Source organism: Actinomadura citrea, from assembly GCF_013409045.1.
In the GTDB taxonomy this organism is placed as follows: Bacteria; Actinomycetota; Actinomycetes; order Streptosporangiales; family Streptosporangiaceae; genus Spirillospora; species Spirillospora citrea.
The window spans coordinates 743639-769256 of record NZ_JACCBT010000001.1; the positions used below are offsets into that span (position 1 = coordinate 743639).

Sequence of the window (25618 nt, forward strand, 5' to 3'; positions counted from 1 at the left end):
GGGGGAATCGAACATGAGCGACTCGGCCAGCGACGTCGTCATCGCCGGCGCCGGGCCCTACGGCCTGTCGACCGCGGCCTACCTGCAGAACCTCGGGCTCGACGTCCGGGTCATCGGCGAGCCGATGCGGTTCTGGGACGCGAACATGCCGCTCGGCATGTTCCTCAAGTCCGAGCCGTTCGCATCCAATCTCGGGGCGCCGCAGGCGGGCCTGCGGTTCACCGACCGCCACCCCGGCTGGCGGGTCGGGCAGCCGATCCCGCTGGAGACGTTCGTGGAGTACGGGCGCTGGTTCGCCGCGGAGGCCGTCCCTGGCACCGAGGACGCGCAGGTCGTGAACGTCGAGCAGGGCGTCGCGGGCGGCTACCTCGTCACGCTGTCGTCGGGCGAGGCGATCGCGGCGCGCGCGGTCGTCGTCGCGGTCGGCGTCGGGCCGTTCGCGCACATCCCGGAGCAGCTGGCGGGCATGCCGTCCTGGCTCGTCTCGCACAGCAGCGCCCACAGCGACCTCGGCCTGTTCGCGGGCAAGGAGGTCGCGGTCGTCGGCGCCGGGCAGTCCGCGCTGGAGACGGCGGTGCTGCTGGCCGACGCCGGGGCGCGGCCGCACCTGATCGCCCGGCGGCGCGTCCTGGACTGGAACACCGTCCCCGAGGAGCACCGGTCGCCGCGCACCTTGCTGCGGCAGGGCCCGAGGTCCGGGCTCGGCACCGGGTACCGGACATGGCTGTGGGCGGAGCGGCCCGGGCTCGTCCGGTACCTGCCGGAGCGGACCCGGCGGCGGATCGTCCGCGAGACGCTCCCGCCGGCGGGCGCGTGGTGGCTGCGCGACCGGCTGGACGAGCGGATCCGCGTCTCGACGGGCCGCCTGCCCGCCAAGGCCGTCGAGCAGGACGACGGCGTCGCCCTCACCACCACCGACCACGAGGGGCGCCGCCTCGTCACGGAGGTCGAGCACGTCATCGCCGCCACCGGGTACGTCCCCGACGTCGAGCGGCTCAGCCTGCTCGCGCCCGAACTGCGCGACCGCATCGCCACCCGGCTCGGCGCGCCCGTGCTCAGCCGCGACTTCGAGGCGTCCACGCCAGGCCTCTACTTCGCCGGCCTCGCCGCCGCCCCCACCTTCGGGCCGGTCATGCGGTTCGTGCACGGCGCCGACTTCGCCGCGCGGCGGATCGCGCACCACATCGTCCGGCGGACGCCGCGCGTGCGGGTGCCGGCCGGCCGGCCGTCGGGCTTTCTGGAGCCGGGAACCTCGTCCCAGCGGTGAAAAATCCTCCTCCGGGCCGGCGGTGCGCCTCAGGGCGCCCGCCGGCTTCCGGTTCTCCGGAACCGGCCGGTCGTCACACCCAGGGCGGCCGCGCCCGGCGGCGCGCGCGCTCGGCCCTGGCGACGGCCACGGACCACTGCAGGCGCGAGTAGAGCGTCCACGCGCCGCACCGGCCGCGCGCGGGCGTCGCCTCCTGAGCGGTGGAAACGGTGGAGAGCATGATCAGGTCGGCGTCGGCGCGGGTGACGAACCGGCGGGCCTCGCGCCGGGGGCGATGGGTACGCGCGGGCAGCAGGCGCCCCATCGCGGACGAGGGATCGATCATCGCAGGCTCCTCGCTGGACGGCCAGGAGTGACCGCCTGTTCACCGAATGTAGCGCACCGATACCGTCCGCCATGCTTCTCCCGGACGCCAGGCATACGGGCGGCGCCTGCCGGTCCCGCAAGGGCACCGAGGCCCCGAAGAAAGCGTGTGCGTATCGACAAAATGCAAGAGCCTGGCAAAAAGGGCGATGGGTGCCGGGAAACCGGCCGCGATAAAAGCCAGATTAATGCCACGGTAAATGATGGGAAGACACGCCGGGAGACCGGCCAATGGCTCCTTGATCGGTTCCGTCGCGGTGCTACGTTCTTGCCGACCGGAACGACCGGGACCAGAAAGCGGCCTGAAGACGGCCGCGACGACGAGGGGAAGCGGCTGTGCACACCGAACCGATCCAGCGCGGGGCCGAGCGCCCGCAGGGTCGGCCGCGGCACGCCCTCCCCTCCGCTCTGGTGCGCATGGTCGCGATCGCGGGCCTCGTGTTCGCGGGATGGCTCACGCTCTCCGCGCTGACCCACTCCGCCTTCGCCGCCGAGCGGGCCGCACACCCCGCCGCCGGCCCGGACGCCGCGCAGGACGACCACGGCCTGATCGGCCAGGCCCCGCGCGTCGCCAACCTGGACGCCGCGGCCGCACTCGATCACCTCACCGCCGACCACACCCGCCGGTCCCGTCACGACGGGCAGGTCCGTCACGACGGCCGGGTTCGCCATGAGGGGCTGGTCCGTCACGACGGCCGGGTTCGTCACGACGGGCGGGTTCGCCATCACGGGCACGTTCGCCATCACGGGCAGGGGCGGCGCTTCGAGTCTCCGGTCGGCGTCTCGGGAGCTCTTCCCGATGCCGTCCCGGGCTCTGTTCCAAGCGCGGTCCCCGGTTCTGTTCCCGGCGCCGTCTCCGGCGGCGTGGGGGAGATCGGCGACCATCCCGTCCGCTACCTTCGGGCGCGGCAGCAGGATGTGCTCGATGGCAAGGACCGGGCCGTCCGTCAGGTGCGGGACGTGGCCGACGAGGCCGGTGTCCCGCACGTGGGGGTGCCCGACCTCCTTCAGGGGCGTCCCGTCATCGGAGGGCTCGTCCACCGGGTGACGGACCAGCGGCCGCTGCTGCCGGAGGGCGCGATGCCCGACGCCCGGCAGGGGCCGAAGGCACGGCGCGGCGTCGACCAGGTACCGGCCGAGGCGGCGCCCGTCGCCAAGGCGCACACCAGGTCCGCCGCCGTGCCGTTCACGGTGGCCGCGGCCGGACCGGCGCACGAGAGCGCCGAGCCTTGCACGGGCTGCCGCGGCGACCACCGCGCTCCCTCACCCGGGCCCGCGCTCCCGTCCGGTCAGGACGGCCCGCGCGGCGGCGGCTCGGGGGGCGGGCATCCGTTCGCCCCGATCGCCGATCTGCTGAACCGCCCCTACGCGGCGGCGCCGTCCGCCGCGGACCCGGGCACCTTCCGCCGTACGGCGCTGCGCGACGTGGCCGCGCCCGGCGGACCCTCCGTCGTCCCCGACTAGGAACCCCCGCCCGGCCGTGAACGGCCGGTTCACGGCGGCCGCGTGCGCGACGCACGCCGCCCGCCCTCACCTCGATCTTTCCCGGAAGGCAATGGCCGCGCCTGGCCGCTGCCAGTCCTGCGCCCACCCGGATGGTGCCGCGCAGCGATCACCACCGATCACCACCGATTCGCAAAGAACCGACAGGAGCACTACACATCATGCGTATCTGGTCCAGGAACACCGGCCGCGCCGCTCTGGTGGCCGCGAGCGCCCTCGCCGTCGGAACCGCCTTCGCCACCGCGGTCCCGGCCAACGCCGCCGAGTCCGCGTTCGGCGGCGGTCACGGCGGCGGCCGCGGCGTCGACATGACGAGCGCCGGCAACTTCGGGCTGCTGAACGGCACCCAGGTGTTCGCGCCGATCAGCATCCCCGTCAACGTCTGCGGCAACGCCGTCGCGGTCGCCGGGCTCTCGCGGGCCCAGTGCAAGGGCGGCGCGTCCGTCAAGGAGAGCGGCTACCGGCACGCCGGAGGCTCGGCCTACCGGACGGCCGGCGACTGGGACGGCGGCGGCTGGGGCGGCGACCACGGCGGCCGCGGCGTCGACATGACGAGCGCCGGCAACTTCGGGCTGCTGAACGGCACCCAGGTGTTCGCGCCGATCAGCATCCCCGTCGACGTCTGCGGCAACGCCGTCGGCGTGCTCGGCGCCGCGCAGGCCGCGTGCAAGGGCGGCGCGTCCGTCAAGCGGACCGGCGACCCCAAGGTGAAGATGACGAGCAAGGGCAACTTCGGCGCCGCGAACGGCACCCAGGCCTACATCCCGATCAAGGCCCCGATCAACGCGTGCGGCAACGCCGTCTCGCTGCTCGGCCTCGCGGAGGCGCAGTGCAAGGGCGGGGCGACCGTCGAGGAAGGGCACGGGCACAAGGAGCTGCCGCCCACCCTGCGGACGCCGAAGAAGAAGCCCTACAAGCCGTCCAAGCACCGTCCGGCCGCCAAGCACAAGAAGCTGCCCTCGACGATGCGCTCGGAAGGCTCCCGCATCGCGAACACCGCGCCGAAAACCGCCCCGAACTACCGCCGCGCGGACGCCCTGCCGGCCGTCAAGGGGTTCGTGGACGGGCTCAGGAGGACCGTGAAGGTGCCCGGAGTCGACGTCAAGCCCGGTCAGATCGGCCCGAAGGTGCCCGCGGGCAAGGACGCGCCCGTCAACCTCGGCACTCCGATCCTGCACTGAGCAAGCGTCGGCCTGGATGACGATCCGCGGCCGACGAACGACGGAGAAGGGGCGGCAGACGTGCCGCCCCTTCCCATGTCACCGGTGTCAGCAGAGCCCCGATCGATGGAGGGGAACCATGCTCGACCGAAAGTCCCTGTTCGCGGCGGCTCTCGCCGCGTGCTGTGCCGTGCCCGTCACCGGCGTCGTGACCGGGGCGCACGCCGCTCCGGCGGTGGCCACCGCTCCGGCGGCGGTCACCGCGTCCCGGCCGCGGGCCGGCGCGCTGATCGCGCAAATCCGGATCAAGCGGATGGGCCTGAAGATGGGCGTCAGGCAGGGTGTCAGCGAGGCGGTGCTGCGGCGCGGCGCCGGGCACTACCCGGGGACGGCGCTCCCCGGGCACGAGGGCAACGCCGTCCTGCTCGGCCACCGGACGACCTGGCGCGCCCCGTTCTACCAGCTCGACAGGATGCGGCGCGGCGACCGGATCGTCCTGCGGGTGGGCCGCAGATCCTACGTGTACCGGGTGCGGACCAAGCGCGTGATCGACCCCCGGGACCGGCGGGCCCTGGAGCCGGTGCCGTTCAGGCGGGCCAGCGCGCCCCACGGCAGGTACCTCACGCTCGTCACCTGCACGCCCAAGGGTTCGGACCGGCACCGCCTCGTCGTGGTCGGCAAGATCGACCCCAAGCGCTGAGCCGAGCCCGGCCCGCTCCGTGTTCGGCTTGCTCCGTGTTCGACTTGCTCCGTGTTCGACCTGCCCTGTGCCTGAACTTGCACCGGGTCTGATTCCGCTCCGCGGCGGGACGCTGGGACGGCGCGTGCGGCTCGCGCCGCTCAGCGTCCGCCGTAGAGAGCGATCAGTCCGTCGTAGTCGCCCTTGCCGAGCGTGGCGGGGCCGTTGTCGCAGGACGCGAGGGACGGCGTCATCGTGAGCATGCGGTGCTCGGCGCCCTCGACGTGGGAGAGGCCGAAGACATGGCCCGCCTCGTGCGCCGCGACCGCCTCGGCGGAGTAGCTCCCGGACGGGCACGTCCCGCCGGTCCACCACCGCTTGCCCCGCGCCTGCACCGCCATGTCCGTCTCGACCGTCGTCGCGCCGGAGAACCACGAGCAGGTCGCCGCGAGGACCGGGGTCTCCGCGCTCGGCATGGCCAGCCAGCCGAACGTGTTGGCCCGGTCCCGGGTCCCGCAGGCGGCCGCGCCCGTCACGTTCGGGGGCCGGCTGCTCTGGCCCGCGTAGCGCCCGGTCACGTCCGGCGGGGGCGTGAAGCGTCCCGCGCCCGTGCAGTCGGTGCGGGCCTCGGCCATGGTGGCGATGCCCCTGGCGATGGGATCCCTCGGCAGGCCGGCCGTCCCGGCGTAGTAGCTCCACTGGACGGCGGTGCCCTTCGGCCACCTGCTGGGCTGGGGACGGTACGCGCCGTCCTGGCACGCGTCCGCCGGCGCCCGGAACTGGCGCGGCCTGCCCTGCGGCACCCGGTCGCCGGACGTGCCGATGCTGATCTCGCCCGCCCGGGAGTCCACCCGGATGCGCAGCTCGGCGGCGCCGTCGGTGCGCAGCGCGTACGCGATCAGGCTGGTCCCGTCGGACGGGACCGTCGCCGTGAGCCCGTTCGCGCCGCGCACCGCCCGTCCGCGCAGGTCGCAGTCGGCGATCTTGATCTTCTGTGGCATCGCGCGGGCGGTGAGCGCCCCGCCGGGCTTGCACCAGGTGGGCGGGCGCCGGACCGCGGTGGCCCCGGCTCCCGTGAACGCCGTGCACGCCAGGGCGGCCGACACCGCCGCCGCCAGGGTGGCCGCCGCTGTCGCCGGTGCCGCCCATGGCCGCCGGGGCGTCCGAGAAAAGTCACGCATATCGGTTCTCCGATGTGTGGGAACGTCCCTCGCAGTCTTCGCGTGGAGCGGGGCGAGGAAAACCGTGCCCGGATAAAATGATCACCATATTGACAAAGGCGCCATTCGCAAATGAGTCGCTTGTGGGCTTATGTCGGAAAAGGGGGGCGGGGGCGACGGGGTGGTCACTGTAAATATGTGGTAGATCGTCCCCCATAATCCTGCAAACGCGTTTATAGCGACCCTGTCCGGAAAAGCAGCAGGTAATGCGGCAACTCGGGATCAACTGAACACCGCTACCGAGTGGCGGGCTCCACCTCCCCCCGGCCCCCCGCCGTCCGGGAGCGTTCACGGAAGCGGAGGTGCTCAACGTGCAGACGCAGACACAGGTGCGGGAGCTCATGGGGATGAGCGTGACCGACACCCATGGGACGAAGGTCGGCACGGTCAAGCAGGTCTACCTCAACGACGACTCCGGTTCCCCGGAGTGGGTGACCGTGCACACCGGCTGGTTCGGGATGCGTGAGAGCTTCGTCCCGCTGTCCGGGGCCCACAAGGCAGAGGACGCGCTGCAGGTCCCGTACGACAAGGAGACCATCAAGGGCGCCCCGAACGTCGACGCCGACGAGCACCTGTCGCATGCGCAGATCGTGGACCTGTACCGGCATTACGGAGTGCGTCCCCCGGGCGGCCGCCGCACGGGCGGGGAGGCGGAGACGGGCACGTCCGAGACGACCGAGAGCGCGGGCATGGCGGGCGCGGCAGGCACGGCCGCCGCCACGGGCACCACCGACACGAGCGAGACCACCGACACGAGCGACACCACCGACACCCGGGGCACCGCCGAGACGAGGGGCACCACCGGAACGGCCGGAACCACGGGAACGACCGGGACCGCGGGGACGGCGGGCGCCGCCGGGATGGCCGTCCACCCCGAGCGCGGCAAGCGCGGCTCGGCCGGTGAGCGGGCCGCCGGGCGGTCCATGCCGCCCCAGTCGGCGCGCGAGGGCGCCGAGGCGCCGATGACCGAGATCACCCGGTCCGAGGAGCAGATGCGCATCGGCACCGAGCGGCACGAGGCCGGCCGCGTCCGGGTGCGCAAGTGGATCGAGACCGAGATGGTCGAGCAGACGATCCCGGTCTCGCACGAGGAGATCCGGATCGACCGCGAGCCCATCGCCGGCGGCCGTCCGGACCCGCAGGTGACCATCGCCGAGGCGGACCAGGAGATCATCCTCTACGAGGAGCGTCCGGTCATCTCCAAGGAGACCGTGCCGGTCGAGCGCGTCCGGCTCCGCACCGAGCAGGTGCAGGACGAGCAGACCGTCCGCGGCGAGCTCCGCAAGGAGCGGATCGAGGTCACGCGCGACGACGGCGCCCGCGGTCCCCGCCGCGAGGAGCGCGGTGAGGGCGGCGGCCCCTCCGCGTGACCTGATTTCGAGCCACCCCGGATGGCGGAGCGTCCCGCCGGTCGATGCTCACCCGCCGGCCGGCGGGGCACCCGCTCCGGCGTGCCTGCCGGGGTCGTGCCTGCCGGGGTAGGGCCCCGCGCGAACGCTGGATGGCCGGGTGTGGCCAACGGGGCAGGAGTTGCGGCACGTTTCGGCGGGCGCGGGCGCCCCGAGCGCACAGCGGCCGGGCGGGTGGGGCATGCGCGCCCCCCACCCGCCCGACCGGCTTTGTTCGATCCATGATTCAACTTGTGAATTTAGTCTCCGTCAAGCCCTCTTCCATGATTTCCACAAGGCCGCGGCCGGGCTGGTGAAGATCCATTGACAGCCGCCCGGCGGCGGGGGAGGTTCCAGGTGACGTCGCCGGCGCAGGGGTCATGGCCGTCCGGGCGAGCCAGGACCCCGGCGTCCGGCCGAGCGCGGTCCGCCGGGCCGCACGGCGTCCTTCGGAGCGACCCAGGAGGGACGAGTTGCCACACTCCCGCAGACGTGCCATCGCCACCCGGATCGGGCGATCACTGGTCGCGCTCGCGACCGTCGCCGCCCTTCCCTCGGCCCTCGCTGCGCAGTCCGCCGCCGCCGACGGCCCCCGGCAGGCCCCGTACCTGAACCCGCGGCTGCCCGTGGCGGACCGGGTGAAGGACCTGCTCGGCCGCATGACCCCGCAAGAGAAGATCGGCCAGATGGCGCAGGCCGAGCGCGGCGCCATCGACGGCGACCGCGACCAGATCACGAAGCTGGCCCTCGGGTCGGTGCTGTCCGGCGGCGGATCGACGCCTGCCGACAACACCCCCGCGGGCTGGGCGGACATGGTCGACGCCTACCAGTCCAAGGCGCTGGCGACCCGCCTGAAGATCCCGCTCCTGTACGGCGTCGACTCGGTGCACGGCCACAACAACCTCGTCGGCGCCACCGTCTTCCCGCACAACATCGCGATGGGCGCGACCCGCGACCCCGGCCTCGTCCGCCGGGAGGAGCAGATCACGGCCATCGAGACGAAGGCGACCGGACCCCAGTGGGTGTTCGCCCCCTGCGTCTGCGTCACCCGTGACCTGCGGTGGGGACGCGCATACGAGAGCTTCGGCGAGGACCCGCGCCTGGTCGTTCAGATGGAGACCGGTCTGGAGGGCTTCGAGGGACGGCGCAGGAGCGACCTCGCCACGAACCGCCACGTCCTGGCGACGGCCAAGCACTTCGCCGGTGACGGCGACACGGTGTTCGGCTCGTCCACCAGCGGCACGTACACCATCGACCAGGGCGTCACCGTCACCGACCGCGAGCACTTCGCGGCGGTCGACCTGGCCCCCTACGTCGTGGCGGTCAAGAAGTACGGCGTCGGCAGCATCATGCCGTCGTTCTCCAGCGTGGACTGGAAGGAGGACGGCGTCGGCAACCCGGTCAAGATGAGCGCGCACAAGGAGCTGCTGACCGACGTCCTCAAGAAGAAGATCGGGTTCGACGGCTTCCTCATCAGCGACTGGGAGGCGATCCACCAGATCCCGGGCGACTACGCCACGCAGGTCCGCACGTCGGTGAACGCCGGCATGGACATGTTCATGGAGCCCTACAGCACGCCGCAGTTCGTCCAGACGCTGCTGGCGGAGGTGCAGGCGGGCCGCGTGCCGATGTCGCGGATCGACGACGCGGTCGCCCGCATCCTGAAGGCCAAGTTCGAGCTCGGCCTGTTCGAGCACCCCTACACCGACCGCGGCAACGCCGGGACGATCGGGTCGCCCGAGCATCGCGCGGTCGCCCGCGAGGCCGTCGCCAAGTCGCAGGTCCTGCTGAAGAACTCCGGGAACGCGCTGCCGCTGCGCAGGAACCAGCGCATCTACGTGGCCGGCGCCAACGCCGACGACATCGGCAACCAGGCCGGCGGCTGGACGGTCACCTGGCAGGGCTCGTCCGGCGACATCATCCCGGGCACGACGATCCTGGACGGCATCAGGCAGAACTCCTCCCAGGTCACCTACAGCCAGGACGCCTCGGCGCCGACGGCCGGCAACGACGTCGGCATCGTGGTCGTCGGCGAGAAGCCGTACGCCGAGGGCGTCGGCGACGTCGGCAACGGCCACACGCTGAACCTGTCCGACGCCGACGAGGCCGCCGTCGACAAGGTCTGCTCGGCCATCAGGACCTGCGTCGTCCTGGACGTCGCGGGACGCCCGCAGATCGTCACCGACCAGCTGGCGAAGACGGACGCGTTCGTCATGTCCTGGCTGCCCGGCAGCGAGGGCGCCGGTGTCGCGGACGTCCTGTTCGGCAGGCGCGCCTTCACCGGCAGGCTCCCGGTGACCTGGCCGCGCGCCGAGGCGCAGGAGCCGATCAACGTCGGCGACCGGGACTACCGGCCGCTGTTCCCCTACGGCTACGGCCTGAAGACCCGCGTCCACCACTGACCCGCGTCCACCACTGACCCGCGTCCACCACTGACCCGCTTCCAGCACCGACCGGCGTCCGGCGCCGGGGGCCGGTCGCCCGCCCCACCCCCAGGGCGGCCGGCCCCCTCGGCGGATGCCCCGCAGGTCATGGGGTCGCCCGTTCCGGGTCCGGTTTATCCCTCTTCCCCTGGGTGAAGCTGCATCCAGCGCCCGACGGGCGGAGCGCGAAGGGAGACCGGGTGGAACGGGAGCCGCGGACGGCGTTCGTCCTCGGGGGCGGAGGCGTGCTCGGCGCGCACGAGGTCGGCATGCTCCGGGCGCTGCGGGAGACCGGCGTCCGTCCCGACCTCGTCGTCGGGACCTCGATCGGCGCGCTCAACGGCGTGTTCGTCGCGGCCGGGCCGGACGCGGCCGTCGAGCGGCTCACCAGCCTGTGGTCGGACGAGTCCGTCCGCGACGTGTTCGGCTCGCCCGTCCTCGCCCGGCTGTGGAGGCTCGCCCGGTCCGGCACGCACCTGCACTCGGGCGAGCCGCTGCGCCGCATGCTGGACGAGCTGCTCCCCGTCCCGTCGTTCGAGGACCTGGAGGTCCCGTTCCAGTGCGTCGCCGCCGGCATCGAGACGGCGATGGCGCACTGGTTCACCGAGGGCCCGCTGATCCCGGCGGTGCTCGCCTCGTCGGCCGCGCCGGGGCTGCTGCCGCCGGTCCGGGTGGGGGAGCGGCACTTCTACGACGGCGGCCTCGTGCACAGCATCCCGGTCAGCCGGGCCGTGATGCTCGGCGCCACCGACATCTACGTCCTGCACGTCGGCCGGATCGAGCGCGCCCTCGCCCCCCCGCGCCGGCCCTGGGAGGTCGGCCTCGTCGCCTTCGAGATCGCGCGCCGGCACCGCTTCTTCGAGGAGATGGCGAACCTCCCGGAGGGCCTGAACGTCCACGTCCTGCCCGCCGGGGCCAGGACGCAGAAGGCAGGAGTCGACCTCACCCAGGTCCGCTACAGGAACGCGTCCGGAATCCAGGGTCACATCGAGCGCGCCTATCAGGCATCTTTGAAATACCTCAAAGAGCGAGCGTGAGATGCTGCCACCCCGTTTCGTGCGCCGCCTGGTGTGCACGCCACTGCTGTTCGTCCTGACCCTTCTGGTCGTGGTGCTCTTCCCGGTCGGCTACGTGGTGACGTCCCTGGCCGGACGCGAGCGAAAGCGGGCCCTGCGCCTGCTCTGGTTCACCCTCACGTGGGGGACGCGGGAGACGGCGGCCGTCCTGGAATGCCTCTGGCTGTGGCTCCGGCGCCGCACCCACGACGACCGGCACTACGACATCATCCGCCGCTACGTCGGCGCCCTCTACGCGTCCGCGGAGCGCCGGCTCGGCCTGCGCGTCGAGGTGGACGGCACCTGGGACGGCTCCGGCGGCGACCGTCCCCTGATCGTGCTCAGCCGGCACGCCGGGCCGGGCGACGCGCTGCTGATCGTCCACCACCTGCTGACCGAGTACCGGCGCCGCCCCCGGGTGGTCATGAAGGCGCTGCTCCAGCTCGACCCCTGCATCGACATCGCCGCCAACCGGGTGCCGAACGTGTTCGTCACCCCGGGCGGCGCCGCCGGCGCCGTCGGCCGGCTCGCCGAGGGACTCGGCCCCGGCGAGGCGCTGCTGATCTTCCCCGAGGGCGGCAACTTCTCCCCGGAGCGCCGCCGCCGCGCGATCCGCCGGCTGGCCCGGATGCGCCGCGCGGACGAGGCGACCCGCGCCGCCGCCATGCGCAACGTGATGCCCCCGCGCCCCGGCGGCGTGCTGGCCGTGCTCGACTCCGCCCCGTCCGCCGACGTGGTGTTCGTCGCGCACTGCGGGCTGGACCACATGGCCACGGCCGGGGACATCTGGCGGCGCGTCCCGCTGACCGGGCCCGTCCGCGCCCGCTGGTGGCGCGTGCCCGCCGAGGACATTCCCGGCGACCGCGACGCCCGCGTCAGCTGGCTCTACGAGAACTGGGAGCGCGCGGACGCGTGGATCAGCACGCAGCGGGTGCCCGCGCCGAAGTGACATCATGGACGCATGGGCGATGAGGGGTCCGTGCGGGTCGATCTGTGGATCTGGTCCGTGCGGCTGCTGAAGACCCGCTCGATGGCGACGACCGCGTGCCGGGCGGGCCACGTCCGCGTGAACGACGAGCGCGCCAAGCCGTCCACCGCGGTCAAGCCGGGGGACGTCGTCCGGCTCCGCCATGACGGGCGGGAGCGGATCGTCGTGGTGCAGAAGATCGTCCGCAAGCGGGTCTCCGCGCCCGCCGCCCAGGAGTGCCTGATCGACAAGAGCCCGCCCCCGCCGCCGCGCGAGGCGCTCATCCCGATCGGCCGCCGCGAGCGCGGCGCGGGCCGTCCCACCAAGCGCGACCGCCGCGAGCTCGAACGCGTCCTGGACCGCTACCGCGTCCTGAACGACCCGCCGAAGGACGACTAGGAGCCCCTGGCGTAGCGGCGCTCGGACTCCAGCGCCGACGCGACGTCCCGCGGGTAGGCGCGCCGCGCCCTGAGCAGCAGCAGGCCGTTGGCCAGCAGCGGGATCAGCGCCAGCAGGAACACCCGGTCCAGGCCGACGCCCGCCGCCCGGCCCGCCCCGAGCACCCCCGACAGCCAGCCGAACAGCACCGGCGCCACCGCCTCCCCGGACATGCGCACGATCGTCCGGATGGCCTCCGCGCGCCCCCACAGCCGGAAGTGGACGACGTCCAGCCGCACCGCGTCCAGCGGCGGGTTCGCCGCGGCCAGCGCGGCGGCGCCGAGCGTGAGCAGGGGCAGCGCGATCAGCGCCCGGTCGGTGAGCAGCGCGGGCAGGAACAGCAGCGCCGACGCGGCGAACGCCGCGGCCGGCACGCCGACCCGCGCGGTCACCTTCCCGCCGCGCAGGAGCCGGTCGGCCAGCCGCCCGCCGATCAGCACCCCGGCGAGCGCGGCCGCCCCGACGACCGGCACGAACGCCGACAGCCCGCCCCGCCCGACCGCGTACCGCTCCAGAACGAAGACCATCGCGAACGTGCGCAGCCCGGCGAAGAAGAAGTAGCCCATCGCGGACGCCAGGATGATGATCACGTTCGTGCGGATGGCGAGCACGTACCGGGCGGCCTGCGGCAGCGTCATCCGCTCGGGGTCCTCGGTGAGGACGTTGCGCGGGTCCGGCCGCACGCCCGCCTCGCCCACCTGCCGCTGCGCGAGCTCCTCCCCGCCCCGTCCGCCGGAGGTCGCCCGCGCGCCGCGCGCCGGCTCGGGCAGCATCCTCCACAACAGCACGGCCAGCACGAACCCCAGCAGCGCGACGAACCAGAACGAGACCCGCCAGCTCGCGAAGGCGGCGATGTTGCCGCCCGCCACCAGCCCGAACCCGACCCCGACCAGCTCCCCGGCGAGGATGCGCCCGTACGTCGCGGCCCGCTCCTCGGGCGGGAACAGGTCCCCGATCAGGGACGCCACCGTGGGTCCCGCCGTCGCCGTCACCGCGCCCAGCGCCACCCGGGAGGCCAGCAGCCATTCGTAGGACTCCGCCAGCCCCCCGACGACCATCGCGACGCTCCACAGCACCACGCTGCCCGCGAGCAGCGGCACCCGCCGCACCCGGTCGGTGAGCTGCCCCACCGGCACCGTCGCGACCGCGCCGACCGCCGCCGGCGCGGCCGTCAGCACCCCGACCTGCGTGTTGCCGATGTGCAGGGAGCTGCGCAGCTCGTGGACGATCGCGCCGATGACCCCGGTGTCCGCCGCGTTCAGCGCGAGGACGCAGCCCATCAGCACCACGACGCGCGCCTGGCGCCTCCCACCCAGCCGGTCCGCCGGTGCGGCGCCCACCCGCTGTCCGCGTCCCGCGCCCGGGCGTCAGTCTCCGCGTGCGCCCGGGGGCGGGGCGATGAGCGCGTACATCAGCAGGATGCACAGCGCGATGGTGAGCACCGACCAGAGGGGGAACGCGGCCAGGAACGCGAGGTGCCCGATGGCGGCGAGGAACGCGAACAACACGCCGACCACCCGCGCCCACATCTTCCCGGTGAGGATTCCGACACCGACGACGATCTGCAGGGCGCCGAGGACGAGCCAGTACCAGCCCCAGGCGGTGAAGTCGAAGACCAGGATCTGGTTGGAGTTCGCGACGTAGTAGCTGTCCTTGAACAGGGCCACCACCCCGTCGATGACGTTGAAAGCACCCACCACGATGGAGAGCACCCCCGCGAAGGTGAGCCATCCGGAGATTCGGTAGCCCTGGCTTGTCGAGGCCGATCGGCCCCCGTAGGACATCCTCGTCGTCATGAGACCTCCCGATCGAACTGCATGTTCATGTCGAGAAGTCCCCTTTGATGCGTATTGGGCAAACCATGCCGCCTATGCATTTGACGTCCCGTTGAGGCAAATGTGGCAGCGCTGTGCCCGTGGCCGTCCGCCCTGCCGCGCCCACCCGCCTACGCGGGCTCCGCCAGTTCGGTGATGACGCGCTCGATCTCCTTGAGCGCGTAGGCGGCGATGGCCCGCTGGCCGGTCTCGGCGTCCTCGCGGGTCTCCTCCAGGTCGCCCAGCACGATGATGTTCTCGTCGTTCAGCGTCGTCGCGGGCGCGGTGTAGTTGAAGCTGCCGGCGATCACCAGCCGCTCGTCCACGACCATCAGCTTGTGGTGCACCTTCCGTACCCCGGTGCCCCGCCTGTTCGCGAACAGCTCCACCCCGGCGGCCTTCAGCGGCTCGGTCGCGGCCCAGGCCTGGACGCCCTGCCCGTGGTCCAGCACGCCGCGGATCCGCATCGACGGCGCGAGCCGGATCATGGTGTCGTCGATGCCGGACGAGCGGGCGAAGGTGAACATCGCGAAGTCCACGCTCGCCGACGCCTTCAGCATCTGCTTCATGATCTCCATCTCGGGCCCGTGCCGGGGCGCGAACAGCGGCTTCACCCGGACCCGGCCCAGCCGGAACTCCGCGGGACGCGCCTCGACCCGCTCGTGCAGCGCCCCGAACGTCCCCGACCGCATCCGCAGGAACTCCTCCAGGTAGAGGGACGCGGCCCGCTGGCCCCGCAGCACCACCACGTGGTTGAGGTTGTTGCCCGCCTTCTGCGTCCCCGACGGGTTCTTGCCGGTGTCGGTGAGCGTGAAGTTCGCCGACCCGGTCAGCACCGCCGCCGTCGACTCGCCGTCGTCCCGCACGACGAACTTCTGGTGGAAGATCGCCGGGTTCAGGTCGGTGATGAGATCCACCCCCGCGCGCAGCAGCGCCGCGTAGATGAGCCGGTTCTCCTCGTTGGACCCGGCCGCCGCCCACGGGTCCGCGGCGGGCCGCTCCTCCCGCAGGTAGTCCCCCTCCAGGATGATCTGCACCCGCACCCCGGCCGCCCGCGCGGCGAGGATCGCGTCCGTGACCGCCCGGGAGTCCAGCTCCTGGACCGCGATCCTCAGCGTGTGCCGCGCGCCGCCGATGAACTCCCGGATCACCGCGTCCAGATCGTCGGGCCCGCCCAGCGCCGTCGGACCCGCGTGCAACTCGATTCCGCCCACCCGTACCGGCATGACGCCCCCCAACCCGCGACCGCCCTTGCTGCCAGCATTCCCCGGCCGCCCGGCTTCGACCAGCCTGGACATGGCCACCATCGGCTGGCGCACTATACAAGAGCTATTGCGCAATAGTTCTTGTGCATGTGAGGATGGCCGCATGACCGACCCGAACGGCGCGCCCAAGGTGACCGACTCCCGAGTGCTGGCTGCGATGTCGCACCCGCTCCGCCGGCGCCTCCTGGACGTCCTCAAGGTCTACGGCCCGTCCACCGCGAGCGCCCTCGCCGACCGGACCGACCAGGCCGTGGCCAACATCAGCCACCACCTGAAGGTGCTCGCCGCCGCGGGTCTGATCACGGAGGCGCCGGAACTCGCCAGAGACCGCCGCGAACGCTGGTGGCGGCTCGCGGCACCGGAGCTGCGCTGGGTCACCGGCGACTTCGACGACGACCCGTCCCGCCAGGCGGTGGCCGGCGCGGCCGTCTCGCTCGGCCTCGATCGGCAGATCGGCCTGGTCCGCGCCTGGCACGCCGTCCGGGAGCAGCGGGAGGAATGGAACGGGGCGGCCTTCTCCGTCGACAGGTGGCTGCACCTGACGCCCGCCGAACTCGGCGAGCTGGAGCAGGAGATCCTCGCGCTGCTCGAACGGTGGGAGCGGCGGGACGTCCCGGACGACGGGCAGGCCCGCGAGCCCGTCTTCCTGTTCGCCCACGGCGTCCCGGCCGAACCGTGACCACCGCCCCGGCCGGACCGTGACCGTCACCGCCCCGGCGCGCGGCGGCCTGCGCCGGCACCGCGACTTCCGCCTGCTCTGGATCGGCCAGGCCACGGGCAGGCTGGGGAGCAGCGTCACCAGCGTGGCCCTCCCGCTGGTCGCGGTCTCCACCCTCGACGCGAGCACCCTCCAAGTGGCGTTGCTCTCGGCCGCGGCCTGGGCGCCCTGGCTGCTCGTCGGCCTCCCGGCGGGCGCCTGGGTGGACCGCCTGCCGCGCCGGCCGGTGATGCTCGCCTGTGACCTGCTGGCCCTGCTGCTCTTCCTCAGCGTCCCGGCCGCCGCCTGGCTCGACCGGCTGACCCTCGCCCACCTGGCGGCCGTCGCGCTGGGCGCCGGCGGCGCGAGCGTGTTCTTCCAGACCGCCTACCAGGTGTACCTGCCGTCCCTGCTGGACCGCGACGAACTGGCCGAAGGCAACGCCAGAGTGCAGGCGACCGAGGCCGCCGCCCAGGTCGGCGGCCCCGGTCTGGCAGGTCTGGTCACCCAGCTCGCGGGCGCGGTGAACGCGCTCCTCCTCGACGCGGCCGGTTATCTCGTCTCGGCCGCGTGCCTGCTGGCGATCCGGACACGCGAGCCTCGCCCCGCGCGCGTCCGGCGCGGGACGCTGCGCCAGGAGATCGCCGAGGGCCTCCGCTTCGTGGCCCGCGACCCCTACCTGCGGGTGCTGACCCTGTTCTCGGCCGCCAGCAACATCTGCCTGTTCGGGTACCAGTCGATCCTGGTCGTGTTCCTCGTCCGCGAGGTCGGCGTCACCCCGGGCACGGTCGGCGCCCTCGCCGCCGCGACCAGCCTGGGCGCCGTGCTCGGCGCCGCCGCGGCGCCCGTCCCGTCCCGCCGCTTCGGCTCGGCCCGCACCCTGCTCGCCGCCGAGATCGGCGCCGCGCCGTTCGGCCTGCTGATCCCCCTCGCCGCACCGGGAGCGGGGCTCCTTCCGGCCTTCGCCGGCGGGTTCGTCATCGCCGCTGGTGTCGCGGCGGGCAACGTCCTCAAGGGAACCTTCCGGCAGACCTACAGCCCCCGCCCGCTGCTCGGCCGGATCACCGTGAGCATGCAACTGGTCGGGTACGGCACCATCCCCCTGGGCGCCCTGGCGGGCGGCACTCTGGGCACGGCGCTGGGCGTACGGCCCGCCATGTGGATCACCACGAGCGCGCTGGCCCTCACCGGCACGACCCTCCTGGCAGGCCCTTTCCGCCGCCATCGGGACCTTCCGGCCCACCCCGGCTGAGCGCGGACCTCAGTCTTGCGACTCGGGCCTGCGCGCCAGCACGAGCCGCCCGCGCGGACTGCCGTCCTCACGCGTGCCCAGAGCCGCCAACGGGACGGTCGTCACGGTGAATCCGGCAGCTGCCAGATCGCTCCTGAGCGCGTGCAGCGGACAGGTCCGGTAGTACATGACGAACGGGGGACGCCACACGGCGTTCCTGACCCGCATGACCGCGTCGAACCCGAGCAGTGCCCAGTACAGGCGGGACGCGATGGGCGGCGGCGCCCCGACCGGAAAGGCGAAGAGCCCGCCGGGGCGTAGCGAGCGGTGGACCCCGGCGAAGAGCGCGGGCCGCTCGCCGGGCAGCAGGTGCCCGAGTGCTCCGAAGGTGACCGCGAGGTCGAAGGCCCCGTCGAACGGCAGGGCCCGGACGTCCGCCCGGACCCACTCGGCCTCCGGGTGCGCCTGCCGCGCCTGCGCCAGCATCCCCGCGCTGAAGTCGACCCCCGTGACGCGTCCCTCGCACAGAGGCCCGAGCACCCGCATGCCCGCACCCGTTCCGCAGCACACGTCCAGCCCCCGACCGAACGGCCCGTACGGCCGCAGCGACTCCGCGGTCGCATCAAGAACCCGGTCGGGCGTCCGAAAGGGCGTGTCGTCGAACTTCGGAGCCAGCAGGTCGTACCCGCGCTCGACCGACGACAGCGCCTGAACCGCCAACTCCCGCAGAGAAGGCCCTTGCCCGGAGAACACGTCCCAACCCTACTTCCGGCCCGTCACCCGAGCAGGCCCTCGGCGCCGCCGTCCGGGGGAGGGAACCGGGCGATGCGGGTGTACCGGCGTCCCCGGCCGGCACGGGGGCGAACAGATGGGGGAGGGCCCGGCCGGCGGCCGGGCCCTCCCTTCCTGACGCCCGGCGACCTACGAAGCGCGGCTGACGAAGGACCAGCCGATCTTCGCCGTGTCACCGAGGATTCTCAGGTCCCGTTCCAGGCAGGCGCAGTGCGCGTCCTCGATGTCGCACTCCGACCGCCGGAGCAGGAACGCTTCGCTCTGCGGTTCCAGGCCGATGCTCTCGTTCCCGAACGTGCTGTACATGCCGGGCCGGCCGATGGTCGACGCCCAGTCCCACTCCCTGTACACGGAAGAGGGCAGGACTTCCCTCATCAGCCGCCGGTCGAACTGCAGCAGGGGACGCGGGTTGGCCATCGCCATGTGACCGCGGAGCACGTGGTACACCTCCAGGAACTGGTCGAAGGTGCCCTTGCGCAGGACTTTCCCAGGGCGGGTCGCCCGAGGGTCGTCGGAGCCGCGACTCGCGTCCATCCCTCGGCCGTCCCGCATCGTCCGGACGTGAAGGAGCCTGAACGGGACGCCGTCCCTGCCGATCCGCCACTGCCGGAAGACCGGCGCACGGCCGTCCGCCAGGAACATCAGCGAAGCCCCGACGGCGGCCGTCGGCACGTACACCGGGGAGAGCGCTGTGGCGATCAGCAGATCCAGCGCCCTTTTCTCGGAGCTGAGAGTCCAGGCGGGTCCGGTCAACTTCGCTCCGGGGAGATCCGAGATCGCGTCCCGTATCGCCCCGAGCCTCTGCTGCTGGATATGCAGCGTTTCTTGTTCTTTCATTTTGTTTGTGGGCACAGGGTCAAGGTGCCCCCTCCTTACCCCTCACCGTGTCGCCGGGCCGACGGAGAGCCACCTATTCCGGTCCGTCAGTGCACGCGTTCCGGACGACCGAACACACCGAAGCCCTCGCTGTCGGTTCACGGAATCCGAGCCCGTCAGGGCCGTACGGGGGCGGGGGGGATGCCGGCCAGGCAGGAGGTGCCGGGGACTCGCAGGCCGCGGATGAAGCCGGTCTGGATCGCGGCCACGCAGCCGCTGGGCTCCTGCTCGGCCACGTGACCGACGTTGGGCACCTCCACCACCGTGGCGCGGCGGAACTGACGTGCGGCCTGCCGTCCCATGGCGGTCGGGGTGTTGGCGTCCAGGTCACCGGAGACGACCAGCACCGGGACGTCGGGGAACGGCCCGCTGGTTCGCTGCACCGGGCCGCGGCGGTCGGGCCAGCGAACGCATGCGTCGCCCTGGTCGTAGCTCATGCTGGTCCAGGCCGTCTTTCCGAACGGCCAGTAGGTCCGCTCGGGCAGTGCCGCGCGCCCGGCGGAGAACTGCCGGAGCCGGGCGGCGACCGGCGCCCTGCGGTTCCACAGCGTCGGGTAGTCGTTGCACATCACGGCCGCGGCCAGTTCGGGATTGAAAGGCTGCTGCTCCTCCCGGCGGAGCGCCGACCCGCTCAGCGGTGCCACCTGCCGGGCGGCGTCGACCAGCGCCGTGGTGTCGCCTTGCAGAGCATCGCGGACCATCGCGGGAATGTCGCCGATCGCGGCGGGGGCCGACTTGGCCGAGGCGTAGACGATCGCGGCCAGGGCGGTGTCGTCCAGCAGGCGCTGCGGGCCGTCCAGCGTGTAGGGGATCGGCCTCGCGCGCAGCCGCTGGGCGAGCCGCGCGACATCCCGCAGGACCTGGTCACCGTCGCAGGCGCCCGCGCTGCGCCGGCACATCAGCCGCAGCGCTCTGCGGGCGGCGCTCGCGTTGGGACGTGCCCACATGTCGAAGTCGAGCGGGTAGGCGCTGGAGAGCACCACGGAGCGCACCCGGCCGGGATGCCGCTGCGCGTAGACGGTCATGAGGTAGGTGCCGTAGGACTCTCCGAGCAGGTCAAGCCGCCCGATCCGCAGCTTGGCGCGGACGGCCTCGATGTCGTCGGCGGTCTCGGCCGAGGTGTAGCCGCGCGCGCGAGCCCCCAGCGCCCGACCGCACTCGCCGATCGCCCGTACGAACCCGTCACGGGTCGCGGGCAGTGAACCGAGGGCTCCGCAGGTGACCGGATCGGAGCGGTTCACCCCGCGCGGATCGACCAGCAGCAGGTCGTGGTCCTCCAACAGGCCGCCGAACATCTTCGCGTACCGGGAGGCGGACGCGATTGCGGAATCGCCGGGGCCCCCGGGATTGATCGTCACCGTTCCCTCGGCAGGTCGGGACGTGTCGCGGTGCCCGACCAACACGTAGGCCACCGTGGTGCCGCCGAGCTCGGGACGAGCCCGCACCAGCGGCACCTGGATCGTTCCGCACACCGCACGGGCCACCGGCACGCAACCCGCCCCGCTCTGCGGCGTCGGCTGCGGAGTCCCTGCTCCTGCCGGGCCGGCGGCCATGCCGCCTGCCGCGACCACGGCGAGCGCGGCCGCCGGCATTCCCACCGTCCTGGAGATCAGTTGCATGCACGGAGCATGAACGGCGGGTGATCGACCACGCATCGTCCTGCAAGGGGAACCCGCCGCCCCTACCCGAGAGGGATGCGACCGGCGCCAGGTCGCCGCCTGAGCGCCCGGCCAAGGGCCTGCGCCGCGGCGGTCGTGCCGACCCGGAGACCGCTTCAGGGTTGTCCCGGGTCTTACCCTGAGCCAGTGCCGGCGGCCTGTCATCGGCGTTCCCGCGATGTCAGTCTCAGGCAATGATCTCCAACGCGGATTCCAGCACAGTGAGGCGCCGTTCGGTACGGCTCCGGGCGGCGGTGGCCGCCGCCGGGACCATCGGGCTCGTGTTCGCCGCCGCGGGAGTGGCCGTCGCGAAAGGGGACGCTCCTGCGGGGAAGGCCGCTCTCGCCTCGTCCGGGCAGCGGAACGGCCGCGTCCAGCTGACCTTGCCGGAGCCGACCGGTCCGCACCGGATCGGAACGACGTCCTTGCACCTGGTCGACCGTTCCCGCAAGGACCCGTGGATTTCACGTCCGTCACCGCGCGAGTTGATGATCAGTGTGTGGTATCCGGCCGCGAGAACCCGCGGAGAACGCCGAGCCCCCTGGCTTCCGCCGAAGTCGGCGGCGCTCTACAAGAAGCAGACCAGCCAGAGCCTCGGAACATCACTCGACAACGTCGACCTTCCGCTGACCCACGCCTACCAGGACGCGCCCGCCGCCGGTCCACGCCCGCGCAGCCATCCGGTGGTGCTCTTCTCCCCCGGATTCGCCGGGATGCGCCAGTTCAACACGGCGCTGGTCGAGGACCTGGCCAGCCGGGGCTACGTGGTCGTCACCATCGACCACACTTACGAGGCCTCGTTCGTGGAGTTCCCCGGTGGCCGGCTGGAGCTCGGGAAGCAGCCGCCCGAGCCGTCCGACGCCGAGCACGCCAAGTCGCTGAGGGTCCGCCAGGCCGACACGAGGTTCGTCCTCGACGCACTCGCGAAGCTGGACGCCGGGAAGAATCCCGACGCCGAACACCGCAGGCTGCCCCGCGGTCTGCGGGGGACTCTGGATCTGTCGAGGACCGGCATGTTCGGGCACTCGGTCGGCGGCGACACGGCGGCCGAGATCATGGCGGAGGACCGCCGTGTCCGCGCCGGCGTCGACCTGGACGGCAGCATCAACGGGCCCGCCGCCGCCACCGGACTCGACCGCCCGTTCATGCTGATGGGCAGCCCCACCCACGGCCGATTCAACGACTCGACCTGGACGGAGTTCTGGTCGAACCTGCGGGGCTGGCGCCTCGACCTCCGGCTGAGCGGCGCCGCCCACCAGACCTACACCGACATGCCCCCGCTCGTGCGGCAACTCGAGAAGGCCGTGCCGCTCCCACCCGAGGTGATCGCGAGGCTGGACTCCACCTTCGGCACGATCCCCGCGGACCGGGCCATCGCCGCCCAGCGCGCCTACCTGACCGCGTTCTTCGACCTTCACCTGCGGCACCGTGACGGCAACCTGCTGTCCGGCCCGTCCCCGAGGTTCCCCGAGATCACCTTCGTCCCCTGACCCGGACCGCGAGCCCGGCGCCCAGGTTCGCCGACGTCTGAGGCGCTCCGCCCTCGTCCGAAGCATCGATGACGTGCGTGTCAGCTCGAAGGGCGGGTCGCCTGCACGAAGGTGACCCGGCCGAACCTTCGGAGGGCGTGCGCGACCTCCCGGACGTCGTCGAACCCGGCCGCGGCGAGCAGCGCGACGACGCCGTCGCCATGGTCGTGGGACATGACGTGGTTGTGCGCCGGCCGGGCCCGTCTGAGGCGGGGCAGGTGCCGGAGGACGTGGGCGAGGCCGCGGCCGTGGCCATGGCCATGCGTGGAGTGGTCGGCGCCCCCGACATTGGACGAGGGGCCGCCGAAGTCGACGATGGTGACCGTTCCTCCAGGTCGAAGGGCACGCAGCGCGTCGCGCGCGAACGCGCTCCGACCGTCGTCATCGAGGTGGTGCAGGGCCAACGACGAGACCACATGGTCGAGGGAGGCGTCCTGGGCGGGGATCCGGTCGGCGTATCCCCGAACGAGGGTGAGATCGACGCCGCGGCGGCGCGCCTTGCGGGCGGCCCTGCGCAGGGCGTCCGCATCGGGGTCGAGGCCGGTCACCCGCGCGGCGGGCTGGGCCGCGAGCACGGCGAGCGACAGGTTCCCCGTGCCGCAGCCGACGTCGACCACCGCCTGACGAGGCTCGATACCGGCGAGTCCGACCGCCCGCTCGTGCAGTGCCCGGACGCCGGCCACCCCGGAGAAGACGTCATAGAACGGGAGGAGCCAGGTCTTGCCCGCGCCAGGCAGGAACGGGCGGTCCCGCTCCTCCGGGGTGCGCTGGTCGAGGATGCGAACGTCCATGGGTGCCCCTCCAGAGATTCGGTGGCGGTCTGCCGTGAAGCGTCCCTGACAGGCCTGCCGTCGTCACCTCCGAGTCTTGGACATTCCGCGGCTACCGAGCAGGACATACGTTGGGAGTCATGGGACATTCTTCGGTCAGCGCCTCGCCGGGCTCCCAGTCGAGGCTGCGCACGGTTCGGCTCGACGGGACGCCCGTCTACCGCTACCAGCAGCGCCCCGGCCTGCCTCCCATCTCGGTGACCCGCTTCGACACCGAAACCGCCCACGCCGACCTGCCGCCGGACCACCGGCACGCCCACGACTTCCTCGTCCTCGTCTACGTCGAGGAAGGCGCGGGCTCGGTCGTCATCGGCGGCGCCGAACGGCCGCTGCGCGCCGGACAGGTCCACGCCGTGTCGCCCGGGCAGGTCATCGGCGTCGCGGACGTCACCGAACTCGCCCACAGCCGCGCGTGGTCGGCGGCGTTCACGCCGGACGCGGTCCCCGCCCTGGCCTCGGTCTCCCCGTTGACCTGGACGCACCATCCCCTCCTCGCCCTGTTCGGGCCCGGCGCCGGGCACGGCCGGGTCGCCGAACCCGACCGGGCGACCTGGTCGGCGCTGCTGACGGACCTGGCCGGGGAACTCGCCGACCCAGGCCGTCTCGGGGCCCGCGAGGCCATCGCCGCCACGCTCACCCGCCTCCTCGTCGCGGCCGCACGACTGGCACCCTCAGCTCCCGGCGCGCCGGACCCGCTCGTCGAGCAGGTCTTCGCCGAGATCGAGGCGACGTTCCGCGAGCCCGTCTCCGCCGCGGACGTCGCCCGCACGCTCGGCTACACGCCCGGACACCTCACGACCGTGCTCCGCCGGCGCACCGGCCGTCCCCTCCTCGAATGGATCACCGAACGGCGCATGATCGAAGTCCGGCGGATGCTGCGCGAGACCGACCTGCCCCTCGACGCCGTGGCCGCCCGAACCGGCCTGCGCGACGCCACCTATCTCGTCCGCCGCTTCCGCAACCGCTACGGCACCACCCCGCAGCGATGGCGCCGCGCCGAGCGAGCATGGCCATGACACGAACCGAACGGCTCAGCCCTGGCGGGTCGGTCGAATGGTCAGGTCCCCGATCTCGACGTCGTCCGGTTGGTCGATCGCGAAGGCGATCGCCCGAGCCACCGCCATGGGGTCGATACCGAGGTCGGCCATGTTCCGCCTGGCCTGCTCCCGCACGGCCGGATCGTCGACGGCGTTGTCGATGAGCTCGGTGCGGACGTAGCCGGGGGAGATCGACGTGGTCCGCAGGACCCCGTCGGTGCTCTCCTGCCGCAGGCCCTCAAGAAGGGTTCGTACCGCGTTCTTCGTCCCGGCGTACACCGCCTGGGTGGGGACGATCTTCAGGCCGGACGTCGAGACGACGGTGACCAGGTGGCCGCCGCCCTGACGGCGGAACACCGGCAGGGCCGCGGCGATCCCGTGCAGGATCCCCTTGACGTTCACGTCGACCATCGCCGACCAGCCCTCGACGTCCAGGTCGGCCACGGAACCGATCCGGCTGACCCCGGCGTTGCCCACCAGGACGTCCAGACGACCGAAGCGCTCGACGGCGAGGGCGACGAGCGACTGCAGGTCCTCGGGACGGGTGACGTCCACCCGCGTGGCGGCCGCCGCGCCGCCGGCGGCCTCGATCTCGGCGACCACCCGGTCCAGCCGCTCGGTGCGGCGGGCGCCGAGCACGACGGCCGCACCGAGCGAGGCGAGGTGGCGAGCCGTCGCCTCACCGATTCCGCTGCTGGCGCCGGTGATGGCGATGACCTTGCCGTGAGTGGTCATGAGGAACCTCCGCCTAGAATGGGACACATGTCCGGTTATACCGACGACCTTAGCGGACACGTGTCCGCTTCCGTCCAGAGCGGCGGGACGCGGCGTGCGGACGCACAGCGCAACCGGGAGCGAATCCTTCAGGCCGCACGTGATCTCGTGCGCGGGCCGGGGGAGCTGAAGCTCAACGCCGTCGCGAAGGCCTGCGGCATCGGGCAGGGCACCCTCTACCGGCACTTCCCCACACGCGAGGACCTCCTCGCCGAGGTGTACCGCCACGAAGTGGAGGACCTCGTAGCCGCCGCTCCGCGTCTCCTGGCGACCCATCGGCCGTTGGATGCGCTGGCGGCGTGGTTCGATCGGGTGGCCGCCTACGCCCGGGTCAAGCGCGACGTGTTCGCCGCCGTCGAGGCCGCGACGTGGCGTGACCTCGCCGCCCACAGCCTCGGCCCGATCGGTGAGGCGGTGGAGCAGCTGCTGGCCGCCGGCCGATCGGCCGGCACCGTCCGCGCCGACGCCGAAGCCCGCGACGTCATCGTGCTCATCAGCTGGTTGTCGCGGCTGGACGACGCCGAACTCGACGCACGAGGACCGCGCCTGCTGTCGATCCTCGTCGACGGTCTCCGAGCAGAGCACCACTGGGCGTGATCTCGAAGAGGCGATGCTCAGGGAACAGCGGGCCGAGGTCTGCGATCCTGTCCGA

Annotated in this window: 24 protein-coding genes; 14 read left to right on the plus strand and 10 right to left on the minus strand. The window is 72.7% G+C overall.

Features of this window, described 5'->3' with window-relative positions:
• Window positions 1–13: 13 nt before the first annotated feature.
• Window positions 14–1267, plus strand: coding sequence for an NAD(P)-binding domain-containing protein (locus BJ999_RS03755; RefSeq protein ID WP_179831971.1), 1254 nt, complete (start codon window positions 14–16; stop codon window positions 1265–1267).
• A 73-nt stretch (window positions 1268–1340) separates the two neighbouring features.
• Here the strand turns inward: BJ999_RS03755 and BJ999_RS03760 are convergent, their stop codons facing one another.
• Window positions 1341–1592: a hypothetical protein gene (locus tag BJ999_RS03760; RefSeq protein WP_179831972.1), complete on the minus strand. Its 252-nt coding sequence runs from the start codon at window positions 1590–1592 to the stop codon at window positions 1341–1343.
• Between the two features lie 374 nt (window positions 1593–1966).
• Between BJ999_RS03760 and BJ999_RS03765 the strand changes: the two genes are divergently transcribed.
• From BJ999_RS03765 to BJ999_RS03775, 3 genes are all read left to right on the plus strand, one after another.
• The gene (locus tag BJ999_RS03765) at window positions 1967–3094 is read left to right on the plus strand and encodes a hypothetical protein (RefSeq protein ID WP_179831973.1); all 1128 of its coding nucleotides are present in this window, start codon (window positions 1967–1969) and stop codon (window positions 3092–3094) included.
• A 200-nt stretch (window positions 3095–3294) separates the two neighbouring features.
• A complete protein-coding gene (locus tag BJ999_RS03770; protein WP_179831974.1) occupies window positions 3295–4314 on the plus strand; it encodes a chaplin family protein in 1020 nt (339 codons plus the stop codon).
• Between the two features lie 118 nt (window positions 4315–4432).
• Window positions 4433–4993: a class E sortase gene (locus BJ999_RS03775; RefSeq protein ID WP_179831975.1), complete on the plus strand. Its 561-nt coding sequence runs from the start codon at window positions 4433–4435 to the stop codon at window positions 4991–4993.
• A 140-nt stretch (window positions 4994–5133) separates the two neighbouring features.
• Here the strand turns inward: BJ999_RS03775 and BJ999_RS03780 are convergent, their stop codons facing one another.
• Complete coding sequence (locus BJ999_RS03780) at window positions 5134–6153, minus strand: matrixin family metalloprotease (RefSeq protein WP_179831976.1); 1020 nt, start codon at window positions 6151–6153, stop codon at window positions 5134–5136.
• 350 nt (window positions 6154–6503) lie between these two features.
• Here BJ999_RS03780 and BJ999_RS03785 point away from each other — a divergent pair, with 350 nt between their 5' ends.
• From BJ999_RS03785 to BJ999_RS03805, 5 genes are all read left to right on the plus strand, one after another.
• Window positions 6504–7562, plus strand: a complete 1059-nt coding sequence (locus BJ999_RS03785) for a PRC and DUF2382 domain-containing protein (RefSeq protein WP_179831977.1) — start codon at window positions 6504–6506, stop codon at window positions 7560–7562.
• A 491-nt stretch (window positions 7563–8053) separates the two neighbouring features.
• Window positions 8054–9982 (plus strand): glycoside hydrolase family 3 protein, encoded by a 1929-nt coding sequence (locus tag BJ999_RS03790; protein ID WP_229810209.1) that lies wholly within the window; start codon window positions 8054–8056, stop codon window positions 9980–9982.
• A 221-nt stretch (window positions 9983–10203) separates the two neighbouring features.
• Window positions 10204–11040, plus strand: a complete 837-nt coding sequence (locus BJ999_RS03795; protein WP_179831979.1) for a patatin-like phospholipase family protein — start codon at window positions 10204–10206, stop codon at window positions 11038–11040.
• A gap of 1 nt (window position 11041) precedes the next feature.
• The gene (locus tag BJ999_RS03800; RefSeq protein ID WP_179831980.1) at window positions 11042–12007 is read left to right on the plus strand and encodes a 1-acyl-sn-glycerol-3-phosphate acyltransferase; all 966 of its coding nucleotides are present in this window, start codon (window positions 11042–11044) and stop codon (window positions 12005–12007) included.
• Window positions 12008–12019: 12 nt separating this feature from the next.
• The gene (locus BJ999_RS03805; RefSeq protein ID WP_179831981.1) at window positions 12020–12424 is read left to right on the plus strand and encodes an RNA-binding S4 domain-containing protein; all 405 of its coding nucleotides are present in this window, start codon (window positions 12020–12022) and stop codon (window positions 12422–12424) included.
• On the opposite strand, the gene BJ999_RS03810 is transcribed toward BJ999_RS03805, so the two are convergent.
• The 3 genes from BJ999_RS03810 to BJ999_RS03820 all read right to left on the minus strand — a co-directional run bounded on the left by BJ999_RS03810 (window position 12421) and on the right by BJ999_RS03820 (window position 15503).
• The gene (locus BJ999_RS03810) at window positions 12421–13803 is read right to left on the minus strand and encodes an MFS transporter (RefSeq protein ID WP_179831982.1); all 1383 of its coding nucleotides are present in this window, start codon (window positions 13801–13803) and stop codon (window positions 12421–12423) included. The genes BJ999_RS03805 and BJ999_RS03810 overlap by 4 nt on opposite strands.
• Window positions 13804–13830: 27 nt before the next feature.
• Window positions 13831–14259, minus strand: coding sequence for a DUF7144 family membrane protein (locus BJ999_RS03815; protein WP_179831983.1), 429 nt, complete (start codon window positions 14257–14259; stop codon window positions 13831–13833).
• Between the two features lie 149 nt (window positions 14260–14408).
• The gene (locus BJ999_RS03820; RefSeq protein ID WP_179831984.1) at window positions 14409–15503 is read right to left on the minus strand and encodes a phospholipase D-like domain-containing protein; all 1095 of its coding nucleotides are present in this window, start codon (window positions 15501–15503) and stop codon (window positions 14409–14411) included.
• A 142-nt stretch (window positions 15504–15645) separates the two neighbouring features.
• Between BJ999_RS03820 and BJ999_RS03825 the strand changes: the two genes are divergently transcribed.
• Together BJ999_RS03825 and BJ999_RS03830 are read left to right on the plus strand one after the other, a co-directional pair.
• The gene (locus BJ999_RS03825; protein ID WP_179831985.1) at window positions 15646–16221 is read left to right on the plus strand and encodes an ArsR/SmtB family transcription factor; all 576 of its coding nucleotides are present in this window, start codon (window positions 15646–15648) and stop codon (window positions 16219–16221) included.
• Window positions 16222–16240: 19 nt separating this feature from the next.
• The gene (locus BJ999_RS03830) at window positions 16241–17491 is read left to right on the plus strand and encodes an MFS transporter (protein ID WP_179831986.1); all 1251 of its coding nucleotides are present in this window, start codon (window positions 16241–16243) and stop codon (window positions 17489–17491) included.
• A gap of 9 nt (window positions 17492–17500) precedes the next feature.
• On the opposite strand, the gene BJ999_RS03835 is transcribed toward BJ999_RS03830, so the two are convergent.
• The 3 genes from BJ999_RS03835 to BJ999_RS03845 all read right to left on the minus strand — a co-directional run bounded on the left by BJ999_RS03835 (window position 17501) and on the right by BJ999_RS03845 (window position 20757).
• Complete coding sequence (locus BJ999_RS03835; protein ID WP_218934925.1) at window positions 17501–18190, minus strand: class I SAM-dependent DNA methyltransferase; 690 nt, start codon at window positions 18188–18190, stop codon at window positions 17501–17503.
• 201 nt (window positions 18191–18391) lie between these two features.
• On the minus strand, window positions 18392–19015 hold the full coding sequence (locus tag BJ999_RS03840) for a sugar transferase (protein WP_179831988.1): 624 nt from the start codon (window positions 19013–19015) through the stop codon (window positions 18392–18394).
• A gap of 239 nt (window positions 19016–19254) precedes the next feature.
• Entirely contained in the window at window positions 19255–20757 is a 1503-nt protein-coding gene (locus BJ999_RS03845; protein ID WP_179831989.1) for an alpha/beta fold hydrolase, read from the minus strand.
• Window positions 20758–20990: 233 nt separating this feature from the next.
• On the opposite strand from BJ999_RS03845, the gene BJ999_RS03850 reads away from it, so the two are divergent.
• Entirely contained in the window at window positions 20991–22286 is a 1296-nt protein-coding gene (locus BJ999_RS03850) for an alpha/beta hydrolase family protein (RefSeq protein WP_179831990.1), read from the plus strand.
• An 80-nt stretch (window positions 22287–22366) separates the two neighbouring features.
• Here the strand turns inward: BJ999_RS03850 and BJ999_RS03855 are convergent, their stop codons facing one another.
• Window positions 22367–23116 carry a class I SAM-dependent methyltransferase gene (locus BJ999_RS03855; protein WP_179831991.1) on the minus strand — a complete coding sequence of 250 codons (750 nt, stop codon included), beginning with the start codon at window positions 23114–23116 and terminating at the stop codon, window positions 22367–22369.
• 119 nt (window positions 23117–23235) lie between these two features.
• On the opposite strand from BJ999_RS03855, the gene BJ999_RS03860 reads away from it, so the two are divergent.
• Window positions 23236–24171: a helix-turn-helix domain-containing protein gene (locus BJ999_RS03860; RefSeq protein WP_179831992.1), complete on the plus strand. Its 936-nt coding sequence runs from the start codon at window positions 23236–23238 to the stop codon at window positions 24169–24171.
• Between the two features lie 15 nt (window positions 24172–24186).
• Here BJ999_RS03860 and BJ999_RS03865 read toward each other — a convergent pair whose 3' ends face one another.
• Complete coding sequence (locus BJ999_RS03865; protein WP_179831993.1) at window positions 24187–24927, minus strand: SDR family oxidoreductase; 741 nt, start codon at window positions 24925–24927, stop codon at window positions 24187–24189.
• A gap of 27 nt (window positions 24928–24954) precedes the next feature.
• Here BJ999_RS03865 and BJ999_RS03870 point away from each other — a divergent pair, with 27 nt between their 5' ends.
• On the plus strand, window positions 24955–25563 hold the full coding sequence (locus BJ999_RS03870) for a TetR/AcrR family transcriptional regulator (RefSeq protein ID WP_218934926.1): 609 nt from the start codon (window positions 24955–24957) through the stop codon (window positions 25561–25563).
• Window positions 25564–25618 lie beyond the last annotated feature (55 nt).